This is a genomic window from Bradyrhizobium erythrophlei (genome assembly GCF_900129425.1).
Taxonomy (GTDB): domain Bacteria; phylum Pseudomonadota; class Alphaproteobacteria; order Rhizobiales; family Xanthobacteraceae; genus Bradyrhizobium; species Bradyrhizobium erythrophlei_C.
Genome location: NZ_LT670817.1, coordinates 2,155,476 through 2,174,923 on the forward strand (window position 1 = coordinate 2,155,476; position 19,448 = coordinate 2,174,923).

The 19,448-nt window shown below is 59.8% G+C and carries 16 protein-coding genes; 12 read left to right on the plus strand and 4 right to left on the minus strand.

The window, feature by feature from the left end; translation table 11 throughout:
• Positions 1–6 precede the first annotated feature (6 nt).
• Positions 7–792, plus strand: coding sequence for a TetR/AcrR family transcriptional regulator (locus tag B5527_RS10175; protein ID WP_079601168.1), 786 nt, complete (start codon positions 7–9; stop codon positions 790–792).
• A gap of 64 nt (positions 793–856) precedes the next feature.
• Here the strand turns inward: B5527_RS10175 and B5527_RS10180 are convergent, their stop codons facing one another.
• Positions 857–1,384: a cupin domain-containing protein gene (locus tag B5527_RS10180; protein WP_079601169.1), complete on the minus strand. Its 528-nt coding sequence runs from the start codon at positions 1,382–1,384 to the stop codon at positions 857–859.
• A gap of 283 nt (positions 1,385–1,667) precedes the next feature.
• On the opposite strand from B5527_RS10180, the gene B5527_RS10185 reads away from it, so the two are divergent.
• The 8 genes from B5527_RS10185 to B5527_RS10220 all read left to right on the plus strand — a co-directional run bounded on the left by B5527_RS10185 (position 1,668) and on the right by B5527_RS10220 (position 10,779).
• Positions 1,668–2,525, plus strand: a complete 858-nt coding sequence (locus tag B5527_RS10185) for an FAD binding domain-containing protein (protein ID WP_079601170.1) — start codon at positions 1,668–1,670, stop codon at positions 2,523–2,525.
• A gap of 16 nt (positions 2,526–2,541) precedes the next feature.
• Positions 2,542–3,018 (plus strand): (2Fe-2S)-binding protein, encoded by a 477-nt coding sequence (locus tag B5527_RS10190; protein ID WP_079601171.1) that lies wholly within the window; start codon positions 2,542–2,544, stop codon positions 3,016–3,018.
• Entirely contained in the window at positions 3,015–5,306 is a 2,292-nt protein-coding gene (locus B5527_RS10195; protein ID WP_079601172.1) for a xanthine dehydrogenase family protein molybdopterin-binding subunit, read from the plus strand. Before B5527_RS10190 ends, B5527_RS10195 begins: the two co-directional genes overlap by 4 nt.
• Before the next feature lie 105 nt (positions 5,307–5,411).
• The gene (locus B5527_RS10200) at positions 5,412–6,086 is read left to right on the plus strand and encodes a TetR/AcrR family transcriptional regulator (RefSeq protein WP_079607192.1); all 675 of its coding nucleotides are present in this window, start codon (positions 5,412–5,414) and stop codon (positions 6,084–6,086) included.
• Between the two features lie 323 nt (positions 6,087–6,409).
• The gene (locus B5527_RS10205; RefSeq protein WP_079601173.1) at positions 6,410–7,261 is read left to right on the plus strand and encodes an ABC transporter ATP-binding protein; all 852 of its coding nucleotides are present in this window, start codon (positions 6,410–6,412) and stop codon (positions 7,259–7,261) included.
• Positions 7,262–7,266: 5 nt separating this feature from the next.
• A complete protein-coding gene (locus tag B5527_RS10210; protein WP_154072137.1) occupies positions 7,267–8,049 on the plus strand; it encodes an ABC transporter permease in 783 nt (260 codons plus the stop codon).
• Positions 8,050–8,073: 24 nt separating this feature from the next.
• Positions 8,074–9,168: an ABC transporter substrate-binding protein gene (locus B5527_RS10215; RefSeq protein WP_079601175.1), complete on the plus strand. Its 1,095-nt coding sequence runs from the start codon at positions 8,074–8,076 to the stop codon at positions 9,166–9,168.
• A gap of 594 nt (positions 9,169–9,762) precedes the next feature.
• The gene (locus tag B5527_RS10220; protein ID WP_425305093.1) at positions 9,763–10,779 is read left to right on the plus strand and encodes a hypothetical protein; all 1,017 of its coding nucleotides are present in this window, start codon (positions 9,763–9,765) and stop codon (positions 10,777–10,779) included.
• 79 nt (positions 10,780–10,858) lie between these two features.
• Here B5527_RS10220 and B5527_RS46250 read toward each other — a convergent pair whose 3' ends face one another.
• A complete protein-coding gene (locus B5527_RS46250) occupies positions 10,859–11,191 on the minus strand; it encodes a hypothetical protein (RefSeq protein WP_245332564.1) in 333 nt (110 codons plus the stop codon).
• A gap of 31 nt (positions 11,192–11,222) precedes the next feature.
• Between B5527_RS46250 and B5527_RS10225 the strand changes: the two genes are divergently transcribed.
• The 3 genes from B5527_RS10225 to B5527_RS10235 all read left to right on the plus strand — a co-directional run bounded on the left by B5527_RS10225 (position 11,223) and on the right by B5527_RS10235 (position 15,727).
• The gene (locus tag B5527_RS10225) at positions 11,223–11,954 is read left to right on the plus strand and encodes an N-acetylmuramoyl-L-alanine amidase family protein (RefSeq protein WP_245332565.1); all 732 of its coding nucleotides are present in this window, start codon (positions 11,223–11,225) and stop codon (positions 11,952–11,954) included.
• 47 nt (positions 11,955–12,001) lie between these two features.
• Positions 12,002–12,847 carry a M15 family metallopeptidase gene (locus tag B5527_RS10230; RefSeq protein WP_245332566.1) on the plus strand — a complete coding sequence of 282 codons (846 nt, stop codon included), beginning with the start codon at positions 12,002–12,004 and terminating at the stop codon, positions 12,845–12,847.
• Between the two features lie 1,383 nt (positions 12,848–14,230).
• Positions 14,231–15,727, plus strand: a complete 1,497-nt coding sequence (locus tag B5527_RS10235; protein ID WP_079601177.1) for an aldehyde dehydrogenase — start codon at positions 14,231–14,233, stop codon at positions 15,725–15,727.
• A gap of 477 nt (positions 15,728–16,204) precedes the next feature.
• Here the strand turns inward: B5527_RS10235 and B5527_RS10240 are convergent, their stop codons facing one another.
• Together B5527_RS10240 and B5527_RS10245 are read right to left on the minus strand one after the other, a co-directional pair.
• Positions 16,205–17,860 (minus strand): efflux transporter outer membrane subunit, encoded by a 1,656-nt coding sequence (locus B5527_RS10240; RefSeq protein ID WP_079601178.1) that lies wholly within the window; start codon positions 17,858–17,860, stop codon positions 16,205–16,207.
• A gap of 337 nt (positions 17,861–18,197) precedes the next feature.
• Positions 18,198–19,403: an efflux RND transporter periplasmic adaptor subunit gene (locus tag B5527_RS10245; RefSeq protein ID WP_079601179.1), complete on the minus strand. Its 1,206-nt coding sequence runs from the start codon at positions 19,401–19,403 to the stop codon at positions 18,198–18,200.
• Between the last annotated feature and the right edge of the window lie 45 nt (positions 19,404–19,448).

Below are 19,448 nucleotides of genomic sequence, written 5' to 3' on the forward strand. Positions count from 1 at the left end.
CGGCCGATGACCGCCATCACCCTCTTGAAGGCCAAGATCATGCATCATCGGCGGCCGGTCCGCGAAAAGTCGAACAAGAAGGCCGCACCGGCCAGCGGCGGCAAAGCTGCGGCCGGCAGACCGCGCGCCAGCGAGGGGGCGCCCACCAACGGGAGCAAAACACGGCAGCGAATTCTGGATGTAGCGACCCAGGAGTTCTCCACCAAGGGATATGACGGGGCGCGCATCGACGACATCATGCGCTTGAGCAAGGTCAGCAAGAATCTTATCTATCACTACTTCGGCAGCAAGGAGAAGCTGTTCATCGCGGTGCTGGAGCAGGCCTATCAGGGTATGCATCGACATCACATGACATGGCCGCTGGACGTCTCGTCGCCGGTGGATGGAATCCGCAAGCTGGTGCGGTCGACGTTCAAGTACTGGCGTGACTCGCCCGAGTTCATCGGGCTTCTTAATTCGGAGAATTTCCACAAGGGCAAACATCTGCGTAAGTCGAAACTGACGAAGGCCGGTTACGGCGGCCTGATCGGCAATATCGCGAGTCTGCTGAAGCAAGGCGCGAAGTTGGGCGATTTCCGGTCGGGCGTGGATCCCGTCGAGCTTTACATCTCGATCTCGGCGCTCGCCTACCACTATCTGTCGAACCGCTACACGCTGTCCTATCTTCTCGATCGCAAGCTTTCCACTGAGGACGAGATGAAGGCGCGGATCGTGCACATCGAAGATTTGACGCTTGGCTATCTGCAATATGGCGCGGCCGGTGGCAACGGGCGTTCGCGCCGGGGGCGCTGATGCCAGCCGGCATCGTCGGTTGCGTTTCTCGCGCGCGGTCGGTGCGCGCGCGAGAACAAAAGGTTTACGCCTCGAGGTGGTCGCCACGCCGCTTGAACAGTTCCTCATCGGAATAGCCCATGGTTTCGGGCTTGCCGCGTCCGATCATGACCTGAAAATAGACCGGCTCCAGGCTGTCGTTCTGATAGCCGTGGATAACTCCCGCGGGGCAGGAGATGCATTCCCAGGGGCCGAGCCGGCGGGTGATCCTGCGGCCGTCTTCATCTTCGATGAAGACGTCGAGATGGCCCTGCAGCACGAAGAAGACTTCTTCGACTTCATGCGTGTGCGCGGCATTGCCCTGGCCGGGTGGAACGAACATGATGGACAGCGTGAAATTACCGGCCGGGATTGACGAGGTATCGCCGTGTTTTCCGGAGCCGCCGGCGCCGATGAACCGATGCTGCGCGCGTTTGAAGCCTTCAATTTTCGCATCTTCGAACGCGGCCCAATCCGCCTTGCGGTCTGCAAAACGCGCCACATAGCGGTCCATGATAGTATCGATCGGCACACCCTCAAGTTCCCTGGGGCGCGCGTGTCTCGCCGTAGCCATGTCAATTCTCCTGCGACAATCAAAGACCTGCCGGATCGCATTATCCAACGAGCAAAAATCTATTTTGTGTTGACCATATAGTCAACTGAATTGCCGGTACCATGCATGGCGCAACGGGCGCGCTGAACCATGTCGGGTGCCGAAATGGCGAAGCGCGGACCGGGTCGCCTCGCGGAAGCCGGCAACAGATGCGTCCGGCAGGCTTCAGTTGACTAGACGGTCAACATAAGACATCTTCTAAACTGGCTTCGAGCCGCAGCAGGGTTTCAATCTTGGGGGCTATATGAAGCCGTCCGCTTTCGAATACAGATCTCCGGCGACATTGGCGGAGGCCGTAAGCCTGCTGCAGTCGGGGAACGGCAATGCGAAGGTTATTTCAGGCGGCCAGAGCCTGATGCCGATGCTGGCATTCAGACTCGCCGTCCCGGAGTTGCTTGTTGACCTCAAGCACATCCCGGACCTCAACGTCATTCGCATCAGTGACGATGGCGTGCATATCGGCGCAAAGGTTCGTTGGTGCGACATTGCCGGCGACGCGCGCCTGGCCAAGGCGCACCCGCTGCTCGCCGAGGCGATCACCCATGTGGCGCACTATCAGATCCGCAACCGCGGTACCGTCGGCGGTTCGCTGGCCCATGCTGATCCATCAGCGGAGATGCCGGGCATCGTGCTGACCTGCGATGCGCAGTTGACGATCGTGGGCAGCCACGGCACCCGAATCGAGCAGGCCTCGGCCTTCTTCACCGGGCCGTTGCAGACGACCCTGCAGTCCGATGAAATTCTGACCGAGGTCCATCTTCCGGCGTGGCCCGTTGAGCGGCGTTGGGCGTTCAAGGAGTTTGCCCGCCGCAAGGGCGACTTCGCCATGGCAGGCGTAGCGCTGTTCTACGATCTGGACCATGGCAGCCGTGCCGCGAATGCCCATATCGGCGCGATCGGCGTGTCCGATTGCCCGATCAGGCTCGGTGCCGCCGAAGCGGCGCTGAACGGAAACGCGGTCGATGACAAGACGATCGTGGCTGTCGCTGCCGCGGCACGAGCGGAAATCGACCCGCCTTCGGATATTCACGCGCCCGCCGCCTATCGCCGCGCGCTCGTCGGGACACTGCTGGCCCGCGGGCTGACGCAGTCCGTCGGTTAACATTCAGGTAACACAGATGCAGATCGAATTCGAACTCAATGGCGCAGCCGTCGGTACCAGCGTCGAGGCGCGGACCAGCCTGGCGGACTGCCTGCGTGACAATCTCGGCAAGACCGGTACGCATCTCGGCTGCGAACACGGTGTCTGTGGTGCCTGTACGGTGCTGCTGAACGGAGAGGCGGTCCGCGCCTGCCTGATGCTCGCCGTGCAGGCCAATGGCGAAAAGGTCGTGACGGTCGAAGGGTTGTCGGGCGACGACCTGTCGCCGTTGCAAGCCTCGTTCCGCAAGCATCACGCATTGCAGTGTGGCTTCTGCACTCCCGGCTTCATCACAACGGCGCATGCGCTGCTGACCAGCGAGCCGGACGCCGACGAAGAACGCATCCGCGACGTGCTGTCAGGAAATCTCTGCCGCTGCACCGGCTACGTCCCCATCATCGAGGCGGTTCTTGCCGCCCGCAAATTCTACGCGGGTCAAAAGGAAAAGGCATGAAAGTCCGCAATTCCTACATCGGCCAGCCGATCGAGCGTACCGAGGACCTGCGCTTCCTGCGCGGCAGGGGAACCTACGTCGCCGACGTGAACCGGCCAGGCCAGCTCTATGCCGTTATTCTGCGCAGCTCGGTTGCGCACGGGCGGATCAATGCAATCGACATCTCGCGCGCACTACAGTTGCCCGGCGTCCGTCATGTCGTGACCGGCGCTGATCTGGGCGCTGTCGTGCCCAGGATCCCGCTGCGGCTGCAGCCGCTGCCGCAGCTCGAGCCCTTTCACCAGCCGATGCTGGCCGATGGCAAGGTTCGCTATGTCGGCGAGCCCATCGCTATCGTCCTGGCGGATACGCCAAGCATTGCAGAGGACGCACTTGATCACATCGACCTCGATATCGAGACGCTTCCCGCCATAACCAACCGCCAGCAGGCCGAAGCGATGCCGGCGGTGCTGTTTGAAGATCACGGATCAAACGCCGCGATCACCTGGAAGGCCTTCAAGGGCGACGCGGATGCCGCTTTTGCTGCCGCCGATTATACCCGTCGCGAAACGTTCAAGGTCCAGCGCCATGCGGCCATGTTCATGGAGCCGCGTGGCTTCGTTGCGGAGTGGAATGCCGAGGCCGGCAGGCTGACAGTATGGGGCGCCGCCAAGACGGCGTGGTACAATCGGAGGGTGCTCGCTGCCGCGCTCGATCTCGAAGTCGAGGCCGTCGATCTGATCGAGGTCGATGTCGGCGGAGGGTTTGGATCGCGTGGCGAGTTCTATCCCGAGGATTACCTGATCCCGGCCGCGGCCAAGCTGGTCGGCCGCCCAGTGAAATGGACCGAGGATCGTCGCGAGCACATGATGACCGCCAATCACGCGCGGGATATTGAATGCGATGTCGAGATCGCCGTCAGCCGCGACGGCCGTTTTCTGGCGCTGCGCGGTCAGGCCTGGGCGGATATCGGCGCCTACATTCGCACCAACGGTTCGGTCGGTCCGCGCAACGTCGCGCAGTACATGTCGGGGCCCTATACGTTCGAGAACATCGACCTCAAGACCACGATGCTGACTACCAACAAGACGCCGAGCGGGACCTATCGCGGTCCCGGGCGCTACGAGACCGATTTCATCCGCGAGCGAATGATCGATCTGGTGGCGGCGGATCTGAAGATCGACCGCGTCGAACTGCGCCGGCGCAATCTTGTTGCGGACAGCCAGATGCCGTATCCGCTGGCTAGCATCACGCCCTATGACAGTTCGACCGAACTCGACAGCGGCGACTATCATGCGGTGTTCGATCTCTGCATGAAGGAATTCGACTGGGCCGAAAAGAGCAAGCTCAGCGGCAAGCTGATCGACGGCTACTATCACGGCCTCGCTGTCGGCAGCTTTATCGAAGGCGGCGCGGCTGGACCGAGCGAGGATGCGCGGCTGGTGCTGGAGACCAATGGTTCGCTTACCGTCTACCTCGGATCGTCCTCGGTGGGGCAGGGCCTGGAAACCATCATGGCCCAGATCGCTGCCGATGCGACCGAGCTTCCTTACGAGAAGATCACCATCAAGCATGGTTCGACCAGCGACGTGAAAAACGGCTACGGCGCCTATCACTCGCGCTCGACGGTCATGGGCGGCTCGGCGATCCTGCTCGCGGCGGAGAAGCTGAAGGGCAGCATCCGCGAAGCCGCTGCGCTACGTTTCGGCTGTTCGGCCGGCGGCGTGACGATCGACGGAGAGCAGGTCGTCCATGGCGGCAAGACGCTGGAGCTGGCGGGATTGTCCGATGTTCCGCTCGAAGTGGAGGCGACCTTCTTCAACAAGAAGTACACTTGGGCCTATGGCACGCAGGCGGCACATATCGCCGTCGATCCCGGCACCGGCCACGTCAAGGTGATCGATTATCTGTCGGTCGAGGACGTCGGACGGATCATCAATCCGTCGACCTTGCACGGCCAGGCGATCGGCTCAATCGTCCAGGGTCTCGGCGGGGCGTTTCTTGAGCACCTCGTCTATGACGACCAAGGCCAGCTGCTGACCGGCTCATTCGCGGATTACCTGATGCCGACGGCGTCGGATTTCCCCAACATCCGGTCGATCACGCTTGAGCTCAAGCCGTGCCCCAACAATCCGTTGGGCGTGAAGGGCGCGGGCGAGGGCGGTCTGATCCCGGTTGGCGGCATCATGGCCAACGCGATCGCGGATGCGCTATCGCATTTGAACGTGCAGCCGATGGAGTTGCCGCTGTCGCCCGCCCGGATCTGGCAAATGGCGGAGGATGGAGGGGCCATCCAGGCGGTCGCCTGAGCGACCTTCGCAGCGGCCTTCGATCGTCGGTAGGCCGCGGCGGTCGGACATTGCGAATCCGCGCGCGCGCCTCCATCGTTGCGTGTCGGCACGGAGATAATCAGCGTGGCACCTCGTAGTAGTGATCCGGTCCGGGTCCGGGAAAAGATACTGAAGCAGGCGACCGAGGAGTTCGCGCGGATCGGTTTTGAGGGTGCGCGCGTGGATCGCATCGCCGAGCGCTGCCGCTTGAGCAAGAACATGCTGTACTACTATTTCAAATCCAAAGAAGGCCTGTTCGTGGCCGCCCTCGAGCGGATGTATCAGGAGCTGCGCGATCGCCAGAAGGACCTTTCTGTCCGCGCCAGCGATCCGGTCGTCGCCATGGAGCAACTGGTTCACCACACGTTCTTCGCGTTCAAGGACAATCCGAGCGCGATCCGGCTGATGAACGAGGAAAACAAGCATCGCGGCAAATATATCCGCAAGTCTGGCCGGATGCGGGACCTCTACAACCCGTTGGTGGAAACCATCCGGTTCATTCTCGATCGGGGAGCAAAGGACGGCATCTTCAGACCGCAGCTCGATCCGACGATCGTTTACCTGACGCTGTCGTCGCTTTGCTACCACTACCTGTCCAACCAATACACGCTGGAAATCGCGCTTGATCGCGACCTCGGGTCCGACGAGGCGCAAAAACTGTGGCTCGACCACGTCAGCAATCTGGTGCTGCTGTATTGCCTGTCCGAGCCGCGGGTCGGCGAGCGGATCAGGTCGCCGGGCGAGATGATCAACAGCTGACGATCCGCGGTGGCCGTGGCTTTGCAATGAAGACAGCCATCATGGCGAACGCCATGGCGCGATGTTCCGACTGTGGCCGTGCGCGCAATCCCCCGCCAAGTGCTGCAATGCCTGACCGGACCGGACGCCGCTGGGATTACCGCGGCTCAGTTCGCCCCAATTCGGCGCCACGGCGCATCTTGTGACGGCTGACGCGATGCCGAACGGCTTGAGCCGCAACGCCGTTGCAACTTGGCCCGATCCGATCTTCAGTTGACTGAACGGTCAACTGTGGAATACTCAATCTGGATCAATGCTCCATCACGTCGGTAAAGATCGGGATCATGACGCAGCTGCGGGTTCGGTCGGAAGCAAGCGGCGAGGGCGGGCGCCATCCCGTGTCGGATCGACCATCACCGGCGCTGATCCGGATCGCCGGTCTGGGGAAGCGTTTTTCGTCGCGGTCCGGCGAGGTCGTCACGGCTCTTTCGGATGTAAACCTGGACATCCGCGACAACGAGTTCATTTCCGTCGTCGGTCCGAGCGGCTGCGGCAAGACGACGCTGCTGCGTATCCTGGCCGGTCTCGAGAGCGCGTCTTCGGGCGCGGTCCATTGCGGCGGAGAGATCGTGACCAAGCCGCGGTCGGACGCTGGCGTCGTGTTCCAGCAGGCGGTGCTGCTGCCATGGAATACCGTCCTCAACAACGTCATGCTGCCGGCCCAGTTGAAGGGCGATGCATCGGCGGCAACGAGAGCCCGCGCCGAACGTCTGCTCGACTTCATGGGGCTGAAGGACTTCGCGCGGAAATATCCGTTCGAACTGTCGGGCGGGATGCAGCAGCGAGTGTCGATCTGCCGTGCCCTGATGCGCGACCCCAAGGTTTTGCTGATGGACGAGCCGTTCGGGGCGCTCGATGCGATGACGCGCGAGTCCATGAATATGGAGTTGATGCGCGTCTGGTCGGAAGAGCGCAAGACGGTGGTATTCATCACGCACAGCATCCCCGAAGCCGTGCTGCTCGGCGATCGCGTGATCGTCATGTCGCCGCGACCCGGCCGGATTTCGGAAGTGGTGGAGATCGATATCGAACGCCCGCGCAGCCTCAAAACGATGGGCATGCCTCGCTTCGGTGAATTGTGCGATCGCATTCGTACGATCTTCGGCGCTACAGCTCCGATGGTGTCCTCGCTATGAGTGGAATGACGAAAATGCTGGGCTCGCATCGGCTGCAATCGGCGCTGCTGGCGATCGTGATCATCGCGATCTGGGAGGGGGCCTGCAGGATGTTCGACATATCGGCGCTGATCCTGCCCGCGCCGTCAGCCATCGCCGCGCGACTCTATATGCTCGTCGTGTCCGGAAACATCTGGCCGCATCTGTGGGCGACGGGGGTGGAGATCGTTTCGGGATTTGCGTTCGGCGTAATTGCCGGATTGGTGATCGGCGCCATGGTGTCGCTGATCCCGGTAGTCGAGCGCCTGGTCTATCCCTATCTCGTCGCACTGCAGACGCTTCCGAAGGTCGCGATCGCGCCGCTGTTCATCATCTGGTTCGGCTACGGATTGACGTCGAAGATCGTCATCACGGCGCTGGTCTGCTTCTTTCCGATCCTCGTCAGTGTCGTCGCCGGCTTTCATTCCACCGATCGCGATCAGCTCGATATGATGAAGGCATTCGGCGCCACCAAGTGGCAGACGCTGGTCAGGTTGCGCGTGCCGTCGGCGATGGTGCTTATCTTCGCGGGCCTGGAAATCGCGGCGGTGCTGGCCGTCATCGGTGCGATCGTCGGCGAATTCGTCGGGGCCCAGGTGGGGCTTGGTTATCTGATCGTCGCGCTCAATTTCAGCCTCGACGTGCCGGGCGTGTTCGCGGTTCTCATCGTGCTGTCGGCGATCGGCCTGCTGATGCATGGCGCAATGCGATATGCGGCGCGCCGCTATATTTTCTGGATCCGGCGCAATGAAGCGCCGGTGATGGCTTAACCCTTTCAAGGAACAGGAATTCAAATGCGGCGCACCGGGATTGGACGAAAGCTCGCCTTGGCGGCACAGGTCGCGACGCTCATGCTGGGCGGATCGCACGCGGCTCTGGCGCTGGAGAAAGTGCGGATTCTAATTCCGGTCCGCGCCATCGACGAGGCGTTCTCGCCCTTCGTCGTGGCCAAGGAAAAGGGATATTTCGAAGCCGAGGGCTATGACGTTAGCCTGCTGGCGGTTGGCGGCTCGAACGAAGCCGCGCTGCAGGTTTCCGCGGGCAATGCCGAGGTCGGCGCGGCATCCCCCGGCGAAGCGATCATCGGCATCCAGTCGGGCCAGCTCAAGATCCGGTATTATTACGATCTGTACTACGCCAACATCTGGTCCGTCGCCGTGCTGCCGGAGAGTCCGATCAAGTCACTAGCCGATCTGAAGGACAAGAAACTCGGCGTGCAGTCCATGGGCAGCGCGGGCACGACTTTCGCGAAGGCCTTTGTGAAGGAGGCTGGCCTCGACCCGGCGAAAGACATTTCGTTCCTGCCGATTGGACTCGGCGCCCAGGCGGTCACCTCGGTTCGCCAGAAGCTGGTCGACGGCGTGATCTTCTGGGACGCCGCACTGGCGAAGCTGGCCTTTTCAGGCCTGAAATTGCGGGAGGTGCCGGCGCCAGAGCGGCTGCGGACCCTGCCGGATGTCGGCCTGCTGGCCCGGACGGATACGATCGAAAAAAATCCGGCGATGCTGGTCGGGATCGCGCGTGCAGTTGCGAAGGGCTATGATTTCAGCATGGCCAATCCCGAGGCGGCCGTTCTGATGACCTGGAAGTCGTATCCGGAATCACGTTCCAAAAATCCGGATCCGGCCCAGGCGATCGCAGAGGGCATTGTCGTCAATCAGGGCCGCCTCGCGATCTGGAACAGCGATAAGATCGGCCCCAAACATGGTCTCTTCGTCGAGGGCGACTGGCAGAATCTGTTGCAGTTTCTCAAGGACCAGGGCGCGATGCCGGATACGCCGGCGCTTGACAAGGTCTTGACCAATCAGTTCATCGATCAGATCAACACCTACGATCGCGCCGGGATCATTGCGGACGCGAAAAAGGAAGACATGACCAGGCTCCGCTAGGGCAGCAAATGCGGGTTAGCGCGACCTGGCGCGAAGCGGAACGTCGTTGTCTGGGAAAATTCGGCCGTGGAGGTTCGCGGAGACCTCCCGATGCAACACATTTGCAGCACGACGGACTTAACCTATTGACTCAATTGACCGCAAAACGGCCTCCCTAATCCGGAGGCCGCATGTTCGAATCATGCCGGGATTGCCAGCTAAGCTTGGCAACAAAATTCACGTCCTCGGCGCTTACCGCAAGACCTCGGCTCTTTTCGCCGCATGGTCCGAACGGCGGCTTCTGACGCAAAGCGCACATTTGGCGAAGCAGCGACGTCCGAAAAGTGCCAGGCTCGGACATTGCATCGAATTTGGGGCTTTCGTCTCGCCAAGCAACGCGTTCGTTGTTTACGATCCAATGAGTCCTATCCGGTGAAACTTAGGCATTGGGAGACTGCCATGGGGATAAAAAGTTATACCGCGGCGCCCACGGCAGCTCTTGCTCTCGGACTGTTCCTCACGCCGCCGGTTTCCATCGCCGTCGATGCGATGATCAATACGGTCGCGTCGCTCGTCTCACCCGCCATCGGCAATCTCAGCTTCACGTCCCCCGCAATGGGGCAAGCGGACGCCCCCACGAAAAAACAATCGGATGCACTCAATGCGTACAGCAAAGCGGTAAGCGATTTTGAGTCGATCCTGGGCCAGCGGCGCGCGCAGATCAATTCGAAGCGACCGCTGCCGAACTTGCCGGGACAGGCACTCTATCTTGCACGCATCAGCATGATGAGCGCATACAAAGACCTCACCGATGCCCTTCCCTCCAAGATTGGGCGACCCAATAAATTCGGAATTCCTCCGGCGTACTTTGACGCCGACAAGGAGCCGCTGATCGACGAGTACAGGGCTCTTTTCGATATCCTCGAAGCGCCACCCGCCAATGCGCAGAAATCAGATACACCATTCAACGACGTCGTCGATCTGGCAACTGGCATTGCGCGAGCCAAGGGACTTGATCCGGCGAACGCCGAAGCAGCAGGCCGGATCAGCTTGGGGCTGTTCTTTGCCGAGACGAATGGCAATCAGAACGTGGGGAATGGACGCTCGAATAAATACAAGGGAAGTTTTCAAACCGGCCCATCCGAAGATCACAACGGCCGAGCCAAGTGGGCCGCGATAAAGGCCTCGATAGCAGCCATTGATCCGGCATTGATCCTGCGCGACGACAAGGAAGAGGCGCGGGCTGGCAATCTGGATCATCGGTTCAATCACTGGACCGCCGTGCGAGACGCCCTCATGAACGAGCACGCAGATCTTTTCCCGCAAGTAGCAGGGATCGTGAAAATACTGCCAGACCCGATTGATCAAATGAAGCTGTTTGAGCTCATCCAGATCATTCCCAATCCGACCAAGTCCGCACTCAAGTCAGGCAACCTAGTCAGCTATCGAATTTCCGAGCCGACGATCATGGGATACCTGCGAAACAACAGCATCTTCGCCTTTGGACAGGCTGACAGGGCAAAAACATCTGCGACCTTCCGCGAAATTCTTGATGCGATGTGGCTGTTCAATTCCAAATTTGAACGAGCGCTTTCCAAGTTCGACGAGATCAAGGCGGGGCAAAAGGGTTGAAGTCAGAAGATAACCTCGTGCTCCGGAAGAGTTTTTGGTTACTCCGTCCAAGTCTAACTCGTGATATATTTCCGGTAGCTCATGGTTCAGAATAGCTGATAATGTCGTCTTCTACCGCCATGCCTTCATGAGGCGCGAACGGAAAATCACTCTGGGGGAAAGCGGGATTGCTGTCGTCAGGGAGAAAATTCGTCAAGGCTGGATTTGCGGAAGGCTTTGCCGTTTGGCCCTGCCGCCGCACCATCATCGCCGCGATGGCCGCTTCGGTGTTTCTGCCGATCAAGGTCAGCGATGCTGGCTGGCTGTCGGATATCTTGAAAAACTCACCAACGCGCGGCAAATCGCCAACCCACATCACCTCGCGAAAGCCGGCCACCTTGGCAAAGCGCGCCCCTTCGCCAAAACCCGACACCGCAAAGCTTGCCGCCCTGGGGCCGGCCGTCTTGAAGCCCTCGGCTTCGAAATCGCTCGCAGCGAAATGCGATCCCTCGAAATTCCGGGTCGTTCTGGATGTGGGACATACCGCCGACTCAGAAGGCGCGACCAGCGCCCGCAATGTCGCCGAGTTCGTCTTCAATTTGCGTCTTGCGCAGCGGATCGAGGAAAAATTGAAGGCCGATGGCTTTCCTGAGACCAGGCTGCTTGTGACCAAGGGCAAGGCCAGGCCCAGCCTCGTCAAGCGCGTCGTCGCGGCCAACGAACTGCACGCGGATCTCTTTCTCTCGATCCACCATGACTCCGTGCCCAACTCGTTGCTCGAGAATTGGGAATTCGAGGGCAGGAAAAGCCATTTCAGCGACCGCTTCAGCGGCTATTCCGTCTTCGTCTCCCACAACAATCCGGATTTCAGGACGAGCCTTGCGTTCGCAGAACTGGTCGGCAAGGAAATGAAGGCCCAGGGCCTGCAATATGCCCAGCAATATACCCAAGCCATCATGGGTCGGTACCAGCACCCGCTGCTGAACAAGGAGACCGGCGTCTATAGCTACGATCAGCTCAAGGTGCTGAGATCGACCCGGATGCCTGCCGTCCTGCTGGAGGCGGGCTCGATCATCAACCGGGACGAAGAGCTGAAGATGGACTCGCCTGAACGCCGGGACATCATCAGCAACGCTGTCGCGACAGCCGTGAAGGAATTCTGCGATCCCCAACCGGTTTTCCTCGGTCCGCCCTGATGGCGCGGTGACGAAGCTACCTCGCATCCCTTCCGGATTTAGCATTGATGCCGGCGATTTTTATTCAGAGGAGGCCCGTGGCGCGAAGGCGGCGGGTGAATCCATTTAGCACGCTCAGCCGGGCTGGTCTTGTCTTGATAGTCATGACGCTGCCAGCTCCGGCTTTGGCGGGCTCCGTGTTGCCCAAGGGTTTCGTTTATTTGCGCGACATAGATCCTACGATCGTTCAAGATATTCGCTATGCGGGATCTCATAACTTTGTAGGCCGACCAATAAGGGGCTACCTCGCCGCCGAGTGCATCCTCAGCGTATCAGCCGCAAATGCCCTTGAAATCGTGCAGAGAATGTTGACCGAGAAAAGCCTCTCGCTCATCGTCTGGGATTGCTATCGGCCGAAGCGGGCTGTCGAGGATTTTTTTCAGTGGAGCAAAGACCCAACTCAGTCCGAAATGAAGGCCGAATTCTATCCACGCACCGATAAGGAAAAGCTGTTCGCTCTTGGGTATCTCGCAAAACGATCGGCTCACTCGCGGGGGAGCACGGTGGACCTGGGAATAGTCCCGACCGCTTCTTCATCAGTGCCGTCGCCGAATCCGTTGCAGCCCCTTAGGGCATGCACGTCTCGAAAAGGAGAGAGATTCGAAGATGGAACGATCGATTTTGGCACAGGCTACGACTGCTTGGACGTGCTTGCAAATACATCAAACGCTCTTGTAGGCGGGATAGCATTACACAACCGTCAAACACTGAAATCCTACATGGAACGAGCAGGCTTTCGTTCCTATGCCAAGGAGTGGTGGCACTTCAAACTTATCAATGAGCCATTTAATCGTGACGAGTTCAACTTTGCGGTCTCGACCTCACCATCATCAAACGAAAGGCCAGCACGCTAACACCGAGGGTCGGCGGCACGATGGCGCTCGCCCGACGTTTGGTTTGGGTCAAAAGCCACAAGTGAGAAAGTCCGCTCCGGCGGATAGCGTTGAAAAAGTCGAAAATCGAACCGCACCAAAAATCTCGCGAAGTTTGGCCGTCTCGACCCTCGCGACGCTCCCTAGCGCTGATACGAAGGTCGGCGGTTGTTTTTGTGCAAAACGATGTGCTCCCGTCGTCGTCGCGCGCTAAACGTATCGACGATCTTCAGGACTATGACCAGGCAAGCTCTGTTAGCAGATCACCTCGCCGGACTTATCGGAGTTCCCGGTAAGAATTTTGGCAGTAACCACGTTCTATAACCAACTGTCAGGAATTGCGGCGTTTGCTCTTGTCACAACGGCGAGCGCTTTTTTATGCCTATCGTACGCTACATAACCTGGGTTGGAACATCGCTTCTTGCGCTACTGTTCGTCGCAAATTGGTTCCTTCCCGAATCTTTGCCAGAGCCGGCGCATGAAGGAATCGAAAGGCCGGTTATTCGGATAGCTTCGGTTCAACAGCCACCCGAACGGATTGTCATTGACACTAGCCAACCGACGATAGTGCCGCCACCAACGCTGTTTGGGGACGCAGAGCCAGACCAGCCATCGCCACATCTGGAATCGTACGCTTCAGCGACATCGCCGGCGACGGTAGTCAACCTTGAACAAAAAAAGCGGAAGGTCGTTAAACGGCAAGCACCTAAAATTGCGCGCTACCAACCAGCATCAGCGAACACCCCTGCCGTGGCGAGTGGCAACTCAGGGACAACAGTCCAGCCTACCAGATTATCCTTCGCGGATATCATCTCTGGGCGGCTGGTAAGAAACCTATTCAATCTAAATTGAGGCCTCGACCAGTTGCCGGTGGTCAGGCCGCGAACAAAGCAAACTAGCAAACGAGGGTACCGGCCTTGGTCTGTCGATGAACCACGACAGCAGGATGATGCCGGGTTAGAATCCGCCCGATTTTTGACCGCGAACGGCTCCCAGGTGACATAGCCCTTAAGATTGGCTACGGCCTTATCGCAGATACCAAAAAGCACATTATCGCCGGCGAAACCGCCGATGTTGTTATTCTGTCACGATGATGCAATGCCGGGCGGCATGATGAGCGGCTGTTCGCCCGCACCCATCATGAGGCCGTCGTCGCTGGTGAACGCAATCACCGGCCGCTCTGGCGTTTCGAGCGACATCAGCGATGCCGGCCGAAACCGCATGGTTGCAAGCCCGTTCGAAAGACGTCGCCAGGGTACTGGACGGCCCAGAACGCCATCGCCAAAGTCGCCTAACAATCGTATTGTGCGTACAAATAAAAGGCGGCTTCGTAGTAAGCTAGGGTGTGCTCAAGGAGACCGGTCAATGAATATAAACGCAAAACCTGCGCGTCGCTTCGCCAACCACGTCAACGGACAGGACCAGGATGGTCGGCAGGGCGAGACATTCGAATCCATAAACCCGACTACCGGTGCCGCCTTTGGTCGCTTTGTCGAATCGAGCCCCGCCGATGTCGATGCTGCAGTGCAAGCCGCACGCGCCGCATTTGATGGCCCCTGGCGGAAGCTGTCGCCAACGCGTCGCGGCCGACTGCTGATGCGTTGGGGCGATCTGATCGCCGATAACGCGGAAAAGATCGCAACGATCGAGACCGAGCAGAACGGCAAACTGATCGCGGAAATGCGTATCCAGGCGCGTCTCGTGCAGGATTGGCTGTACTATTTCGGTGGTCTAGCCGACAAGATCGAGGGGCGGGTGGTTCCGCTCGACCGCACGAGCGTCCTCAACTACACCGTCAACGAGCCGCTCGGCGTCGTCGCCGCCATCATTCCCTGGAATTCGCCGACGTTCCTAACGATCATGACGGTTGCGCCGGCGCTTGCGGCGGGCAACACGGTGGTCATCAAGCCCTCCGAGGTGACCTCGGCGTCTGCTATCGAACTCGCAAGGCTTGCCGAGCAAGCCGGTATTCCGGCGGGCGTAATCAATGTCGTAACCGGCGGACGTGCGGCGGGCGAAGCGCTGGTCGACCACCCGGCGGTCGCCAAGGTGTCATTCACCGGCAGCGATGGCGCCGGGCGAGCGATTGCCGCTCGCGCCGGACAGCGGCTGGTCAGCTGCATGCTCGAACTCGGCGGCAAGAGCGCCAACATCGTGTTCGATGACGCTGACCTTGACCAGGTCGAAGCTGGCGTGCTCGCTGGAATTTTCGCGGCGGCGGGGCAAACATGCATTGCGGGTTCTCGCGCCTACTTCCAAAAGGGCATCTATGACCGCCTCGTTGGTCGGCTCATCGAACGGGCCAACAAGATCAAACTTGGCGATCCCCTGAAGGCAGACACTCAAATGGGACCCGTGGCGACCGCTGCGCAACTGGCCAAAGACGAAAGTATGGTCGCGCGCGCGGTCGAGGATGGCGCCAAAGTCCTTGTCGGCGGACAGAGACGCCGAGTCGAGGGGCTGGATGACGGCTTCTTCTATGCGCCGACGATCCTCGGCAATACCAAGCCCGACGCCTTTATCATGCAGAACGAGGTCTTCGGGCCGGTGCTCTGTGTCACGCCGTTTGAATCCGAAGAGGAGGTCCTTGCATTGGCAAACGGCACGCGGTTCGGTCTGGCCGCCGGCCTGTGGACCGCCGATCTGCGCCGCGCACATCTCATGGCGCGCGGTCTGCAGGCTGGCACCGTCTGGATCAATACCTACCGCGCGATGGCGTTCAATTCTCCGTTCGGCGGATTCAAGAACAGTGGCATAGGGCGGCTGAACGGCGCGGAAGCGATCCAGAGCTTCCTGCAGACCAAGAGCGTCTGGTGCGAACTCAGCCGAGACGTCCAGGATCCGTTCGTGCTCAAGGCCTAGAAACCATGGGAATGCAGGCCTTGTTTCAAAAGCTGTGACGCGCGTTGCCAGGCAACGAGGGAAACTGTCTGCGACACCTGGCTGTCAGTGCCAAGCCCGTTGGTCAAAAAAACCGGGCTCGTGTTATCGCTGCGCTCCGGCTCACCACTCACGGTTTGTGGCCGCAGCGTTCTTTGGTTGGAGTTGCGAAAATTTAAGCGAATTGGAGTTTCGGGGAGGGGCGTTAACGTCACGCGCGCACCGGAAATGAAATTCACTGATACCCTAAAAGAACTCCCTGTTTTCGGAAAATGTTTCCCTGTTACTTTGCGTAGGGATTTCGCGAGAAGCCGCTGCATCAGCGCGAGAGTTGATCTTATACAGTTGGCGGTCGCCGAAGTCTGCCGCGTGAATCTGCTTACGGCTACGACGAATTTCTTACGAAGCGAACGCGCCGGCTTCACCGGATTCGAGTTCAAAAAAGCGTCGATCAGCGCATCAGGGTTGGATCTGCCAGAAACCCGGAACTGTCGAGGCCGGATGCAGTCCTTGGGATTCCCGTGCCATGGCGGCGACCGCCGGTACTGGACGCCTGATAAATGGAATCGCCTGGTAGCGTTCCCATCCGCCCCCAAGGGCCTTATAGAGGGCCACCAATTGGACGCCTGCTATCCGCTGGGAGACGACGTATTGGGCTTCGAGTTCAAACTGCTGTCGCTCGGCATCGAGGACGTTGAGAAAGTCCGTTAGCCCTCTCTCATAGCGTTCAGACGCAAGCTTGACTGCGTCAATGGCGGCAGTGCGGGCGCTGGCAAGGTTGTTCAAACGACTCCGTTCGGTGTTGTAACCCGAAATCGCCTGGTCTACTTCCTGCACGGCACCTAGCACATTTGCCTTGTATCGAAGCAATGCTTCGCGAGTTCGATAGTCAGCCACTTCGATACGCGCATCAAGAGTCCCGAAATCGAGGACAGGCCAGTAGAGCGCCGGACCGATCCCGCCGATGAACGTAATTGGTGTTAGTGATGTTCCGGGCGCTGCATGTGCGCCGCCTTGGCCGCCTACGGCACTTGTCAAAGCCACGCTCGGAAAAAGATCGGCGATTGCCGATCCCGTGCGTGCTGTCGCGGCCCCCAGTTCGAATTCCGCGTTCTGGATGTCCGCGCGTCGCTGCAACAGACTGACCGGCAGCCCGATCGGAACCCTGGCCGGAAAACGCGGAGCGGGTCCCTCGGTTCTCAGTTCTTTCGCCAACGTCTCCGGATACTGTCCGAGTAAGACCGCGATGAGGTACTCGCTCGACTGAAGCTGGCCCGTGATCGGTGCGAGGCCGGCCTCGAATGCGGCGAGTTGGCGTCGCGCCAACGTTACATCGAGTTCGTTTGTGAGGCCCTGGTCGAAGCGTTTCTGCACGAACTGGAGACGCTGCCTGGCGGATTCGATGCTCCGGCGGACAACCGCGATCTGTGCCTGAAAACCACGGAATTCGACGTACGCGCGGGCAACATTGGCGATCACCGATACGAGAACAGCGTCGCGGGCCTTCGCCGCAGCCAATGCGTCCAGATGCGAGGCCTCGATCTCGCGACGCAACTTGCCAAAAATATCAAGCTCCCACGCCGTGACCAAGCCGCCGGTTTCCTCCACATGAGTAAAGCCGGTGCTGTTGCCCGCGCTATGCAGCGTGTCCGGTACGCGTCCGCGGGTATTGTCGGTGCCGCTTCCATATCCGGCGCCCGCCGCCAGGTCGCCCGTCGGAAGAGCAGCGCCAACTGCGACAAGTTCCTGGGCGCGTGCCTGTTGCAGCCGCGCCAGCGCGATGGCGATATCTGGATTGCCCTCGATAGCGCGTCCGACAAGCGAAACAAGTTGTGGATCCCGGAAGGAACGCCACCATTGCTGGAGATCGACGTGTTCCACCACCTCGTTAGTGGTGGGCGTCCCGCGGTTCGGACTGGCGATGTAGCTTTTCGGAAGCCAGGTTTCGTGAAACGTGAAGTCGGGTCCCACCGAGCAGGCCGACAGACCCGCGGCTCCGCAGCAGGCGATCCAGCCTCTAAGCACGCGCTTGGGAAGAGATGAGTTCGCACTGCCGCCGTCACCACCATAGGGCTCAGACAAATCCGGTTTGGTTGGCTTACGGTGCTTTCGCATCACGAGTCCCCCCGAAAACGCAAACACAACAGAGCTACATACCTACTGCTTTCCTGACAGCGGAAGGCTGATCTCGTTCGCATCAACCTTCATTACAGAAGTAATTTGACTACCAAGGTTCAATACAACCTTCCACGTTGCCTGAGGCTGGATTCAATCTGCATGATATCCCCATCGCCAAACCCCCATTTGGACGTCGCGAAACCCTACCACGTTTTTGTCAGGGTTGCGGCCTGCGTTTGGGAACAACAAGGCGGCCGCGGGTCCCAACTCCGACGCTCACTTCGTACCAGGCATGCGCAGACGACCGAGTGCGTGGCCGAGGTCAGTCGCAGCCCTAGTTCGCTTCAGCTTCCTTTTCTGACCCATTCGGCGGCTTATCTGGAGCGGGAGGGCCGGCAATGCGCACGATGTCGCCGGATCCGAGCGAATCGGGCGGGCTACCGACGACCCGGTCGGACAGCACGAGACCGTTCGTCACTTCGGCCTGGACGCCGAGGTTACGGCCCAAACTGATCTTCTTGAGCGTGACCTTATCGTCGTCGCCGAGCAGCGCGACTTCCAGACCATGTTGCCGGAACAATATCGCGCTTGCCGGTATCAGCACGGTGTTCGGATCGCTCGGAAGGTTCAACTGAGCTTCGACATAGGTGCCGGGCTGAAGCAGCCCATCCGGGTTGTCTGCCTGAAGCTCGAGCAGCAGCGTTCGCGACGACGTGTTGACCGAGCGTGAGGTCGTCGTGGCCTTGGCCGTAAAGACCTTGCCCGGATATTGCGGCAGGCGCAGCTCGGCCGTCAGGCCCGGGTGAATGTTGCCGGTCAGCCGCTGGGGCACCTTGACGTAGATGCGCACCTTGTGAATGTCCGCGACGCTGAACAGTTCTCGCGCAGTCCCGTTGCTGCCGGCATTGATGAGCGCGCCGATGTCGGTTTCGCGCGCGGTGACGACGCCATCGAAGGGGGCGACCACCTGCTTGAAGCCTTGCAGCGATTGCAGCCGGTCAACATCGGCCTGGGCCATCGCCATATCGGCCTTGGCTGCGTTGAGGCGTGCAGTATTGCTCTCAAATTCCGCCTGTTTGGCGTCCCGTTCCTGGACTGATACGACGCCGGGCGGCGAGCTTCGCCAGCGCGCGTAGGTCGTTTTGGCGAACTGCGCTTCGGCCTCGCGAACCTTGACCGCGGCGCTTGCCGCATTGAGCTTCGCCTTGGCCGCGGTCAGTTCCGCGTCGATCTCCGGCGTTTCGATATCGGCCAGCACTTGACCTTTCTTTACCTGAGCGCCGAAGTCGAAGTACCAATCTTTCAGATAGCCGTTCACCCTCGCGTAAATCGGCGCTTCGTACCAGGCATGGATATCGCCGGGCAGGATGACTTGCTGTCCCGGCGGACCTTTCGTGGGATGAACGATGTCGACAGTGGGAATCGCGGCAGCGTCGGTCCATGCAGCGACCGCCTTCTCTTGCGAGTGACGATGCCAGATTCCCTCGAACCCGACCGCAATCACAAGGGCGAGGGCGCTCACGCCCAATAACCGTGGCATCTTGCGTGGTTGTCGCTTCGCCGCGATAGAGTCTGGAGCCTGGTC

Excerpts from the sequence above, each read along its gene's own strand:
- B5527_RS10175 (WP_079601168.1), top strand. The coding sequence starts at position 7 with ATGACCGCCATCACCCTCTTGAAGGCCAAGATCATGCATCATCGGCGG.
- B5527_RS10180 (WP_079601169.1), bottom strand. The coding sequence starts at position 1,384 with ATGGCTACGGCGAGACACGCGCGCCCCAGGGAACTTGAGGGTGTGCCG.
- B5527_RS10185 (WP_079601170.1), top strand. The coding sequence starts at position 1,668 with ATGAAGCCGTCCGCTTTCGAATACAGATCTCCGGCGACATTGGCGGAG.
- B5527_RS10190 (WP_079601171.1), top strand. The coding sequence starts at position 2,542 with ATGCAGATCGAATTCGAACTCAATGGCGCAGCCGTCGGTACCAGCGTC.
- B5527_RS10195 (WP_079601172.1), top strand. The coding sequence starts at position 3,015 with ATGAAAGTCCGCAATTCCTACATCGGCCAGCCGATCGAGCGTACCGAG.
- B5527_RS10205 (WP_079601173.1), top strand. The coding sequence starts at position 6,410 with ATGACGCAGCTGCGGGTTCGGTCGGAAGCAAGCGGCGAGGGCGGGCGC.
- B5527_RS10210 (WP_154072137.1), top strand. The coding sequence starts at position 7,267 with ATGACGAAAATGCTGGGCTCGCATCGGCTGCAATCGGCGCTGCTGGCG.
- B5527_RS10215 (WP_079601175.1), top strand. The coding sequence starts at position 8,074 with ATGCGGCGCACCGGGATTGGACGAAAGCTCGCCTTGGCGGCACAGGTC.
- B5527_RS10220 (WP_425305093.1), top strand. The coding sequence starts at position 9,763 with ATGGGGCAAGCGGACGCCCCCACGAAAAAACAATCGGATGCACTCAAT.
- B5527_RS10230 (WP_245332566.1), top strand. The coding sequence starts at position 12,002 with ATGCCGGCGATTTTTATTCAGAGGAGGCCCGTGGCGCGAAGGCGGCGG.
- B5527_RS10235 (WP_079601177.1), top strand. The coding sequence starts at position 14,231 with ATGAATATAAACGCAAAACCTGCGCGTCGCTTCGCCAACCACGTCAAC.
- B5527_RS10240 (WP_079601178.1), bottom strand. The coding sequence starts at position 17,860 with ATGCGAAAGCACCGTAAGCCAACCAAACCGGATTTGTCTGAGCCCTAT.
- B5527_RS10245 (WP_079601179.1), bottom strand. The coding sequence starts at position 19,403 with ATGCCACGGTTATTGGGCGTGAGCGCCCTCGCCCTTGTGATTGCGGTC.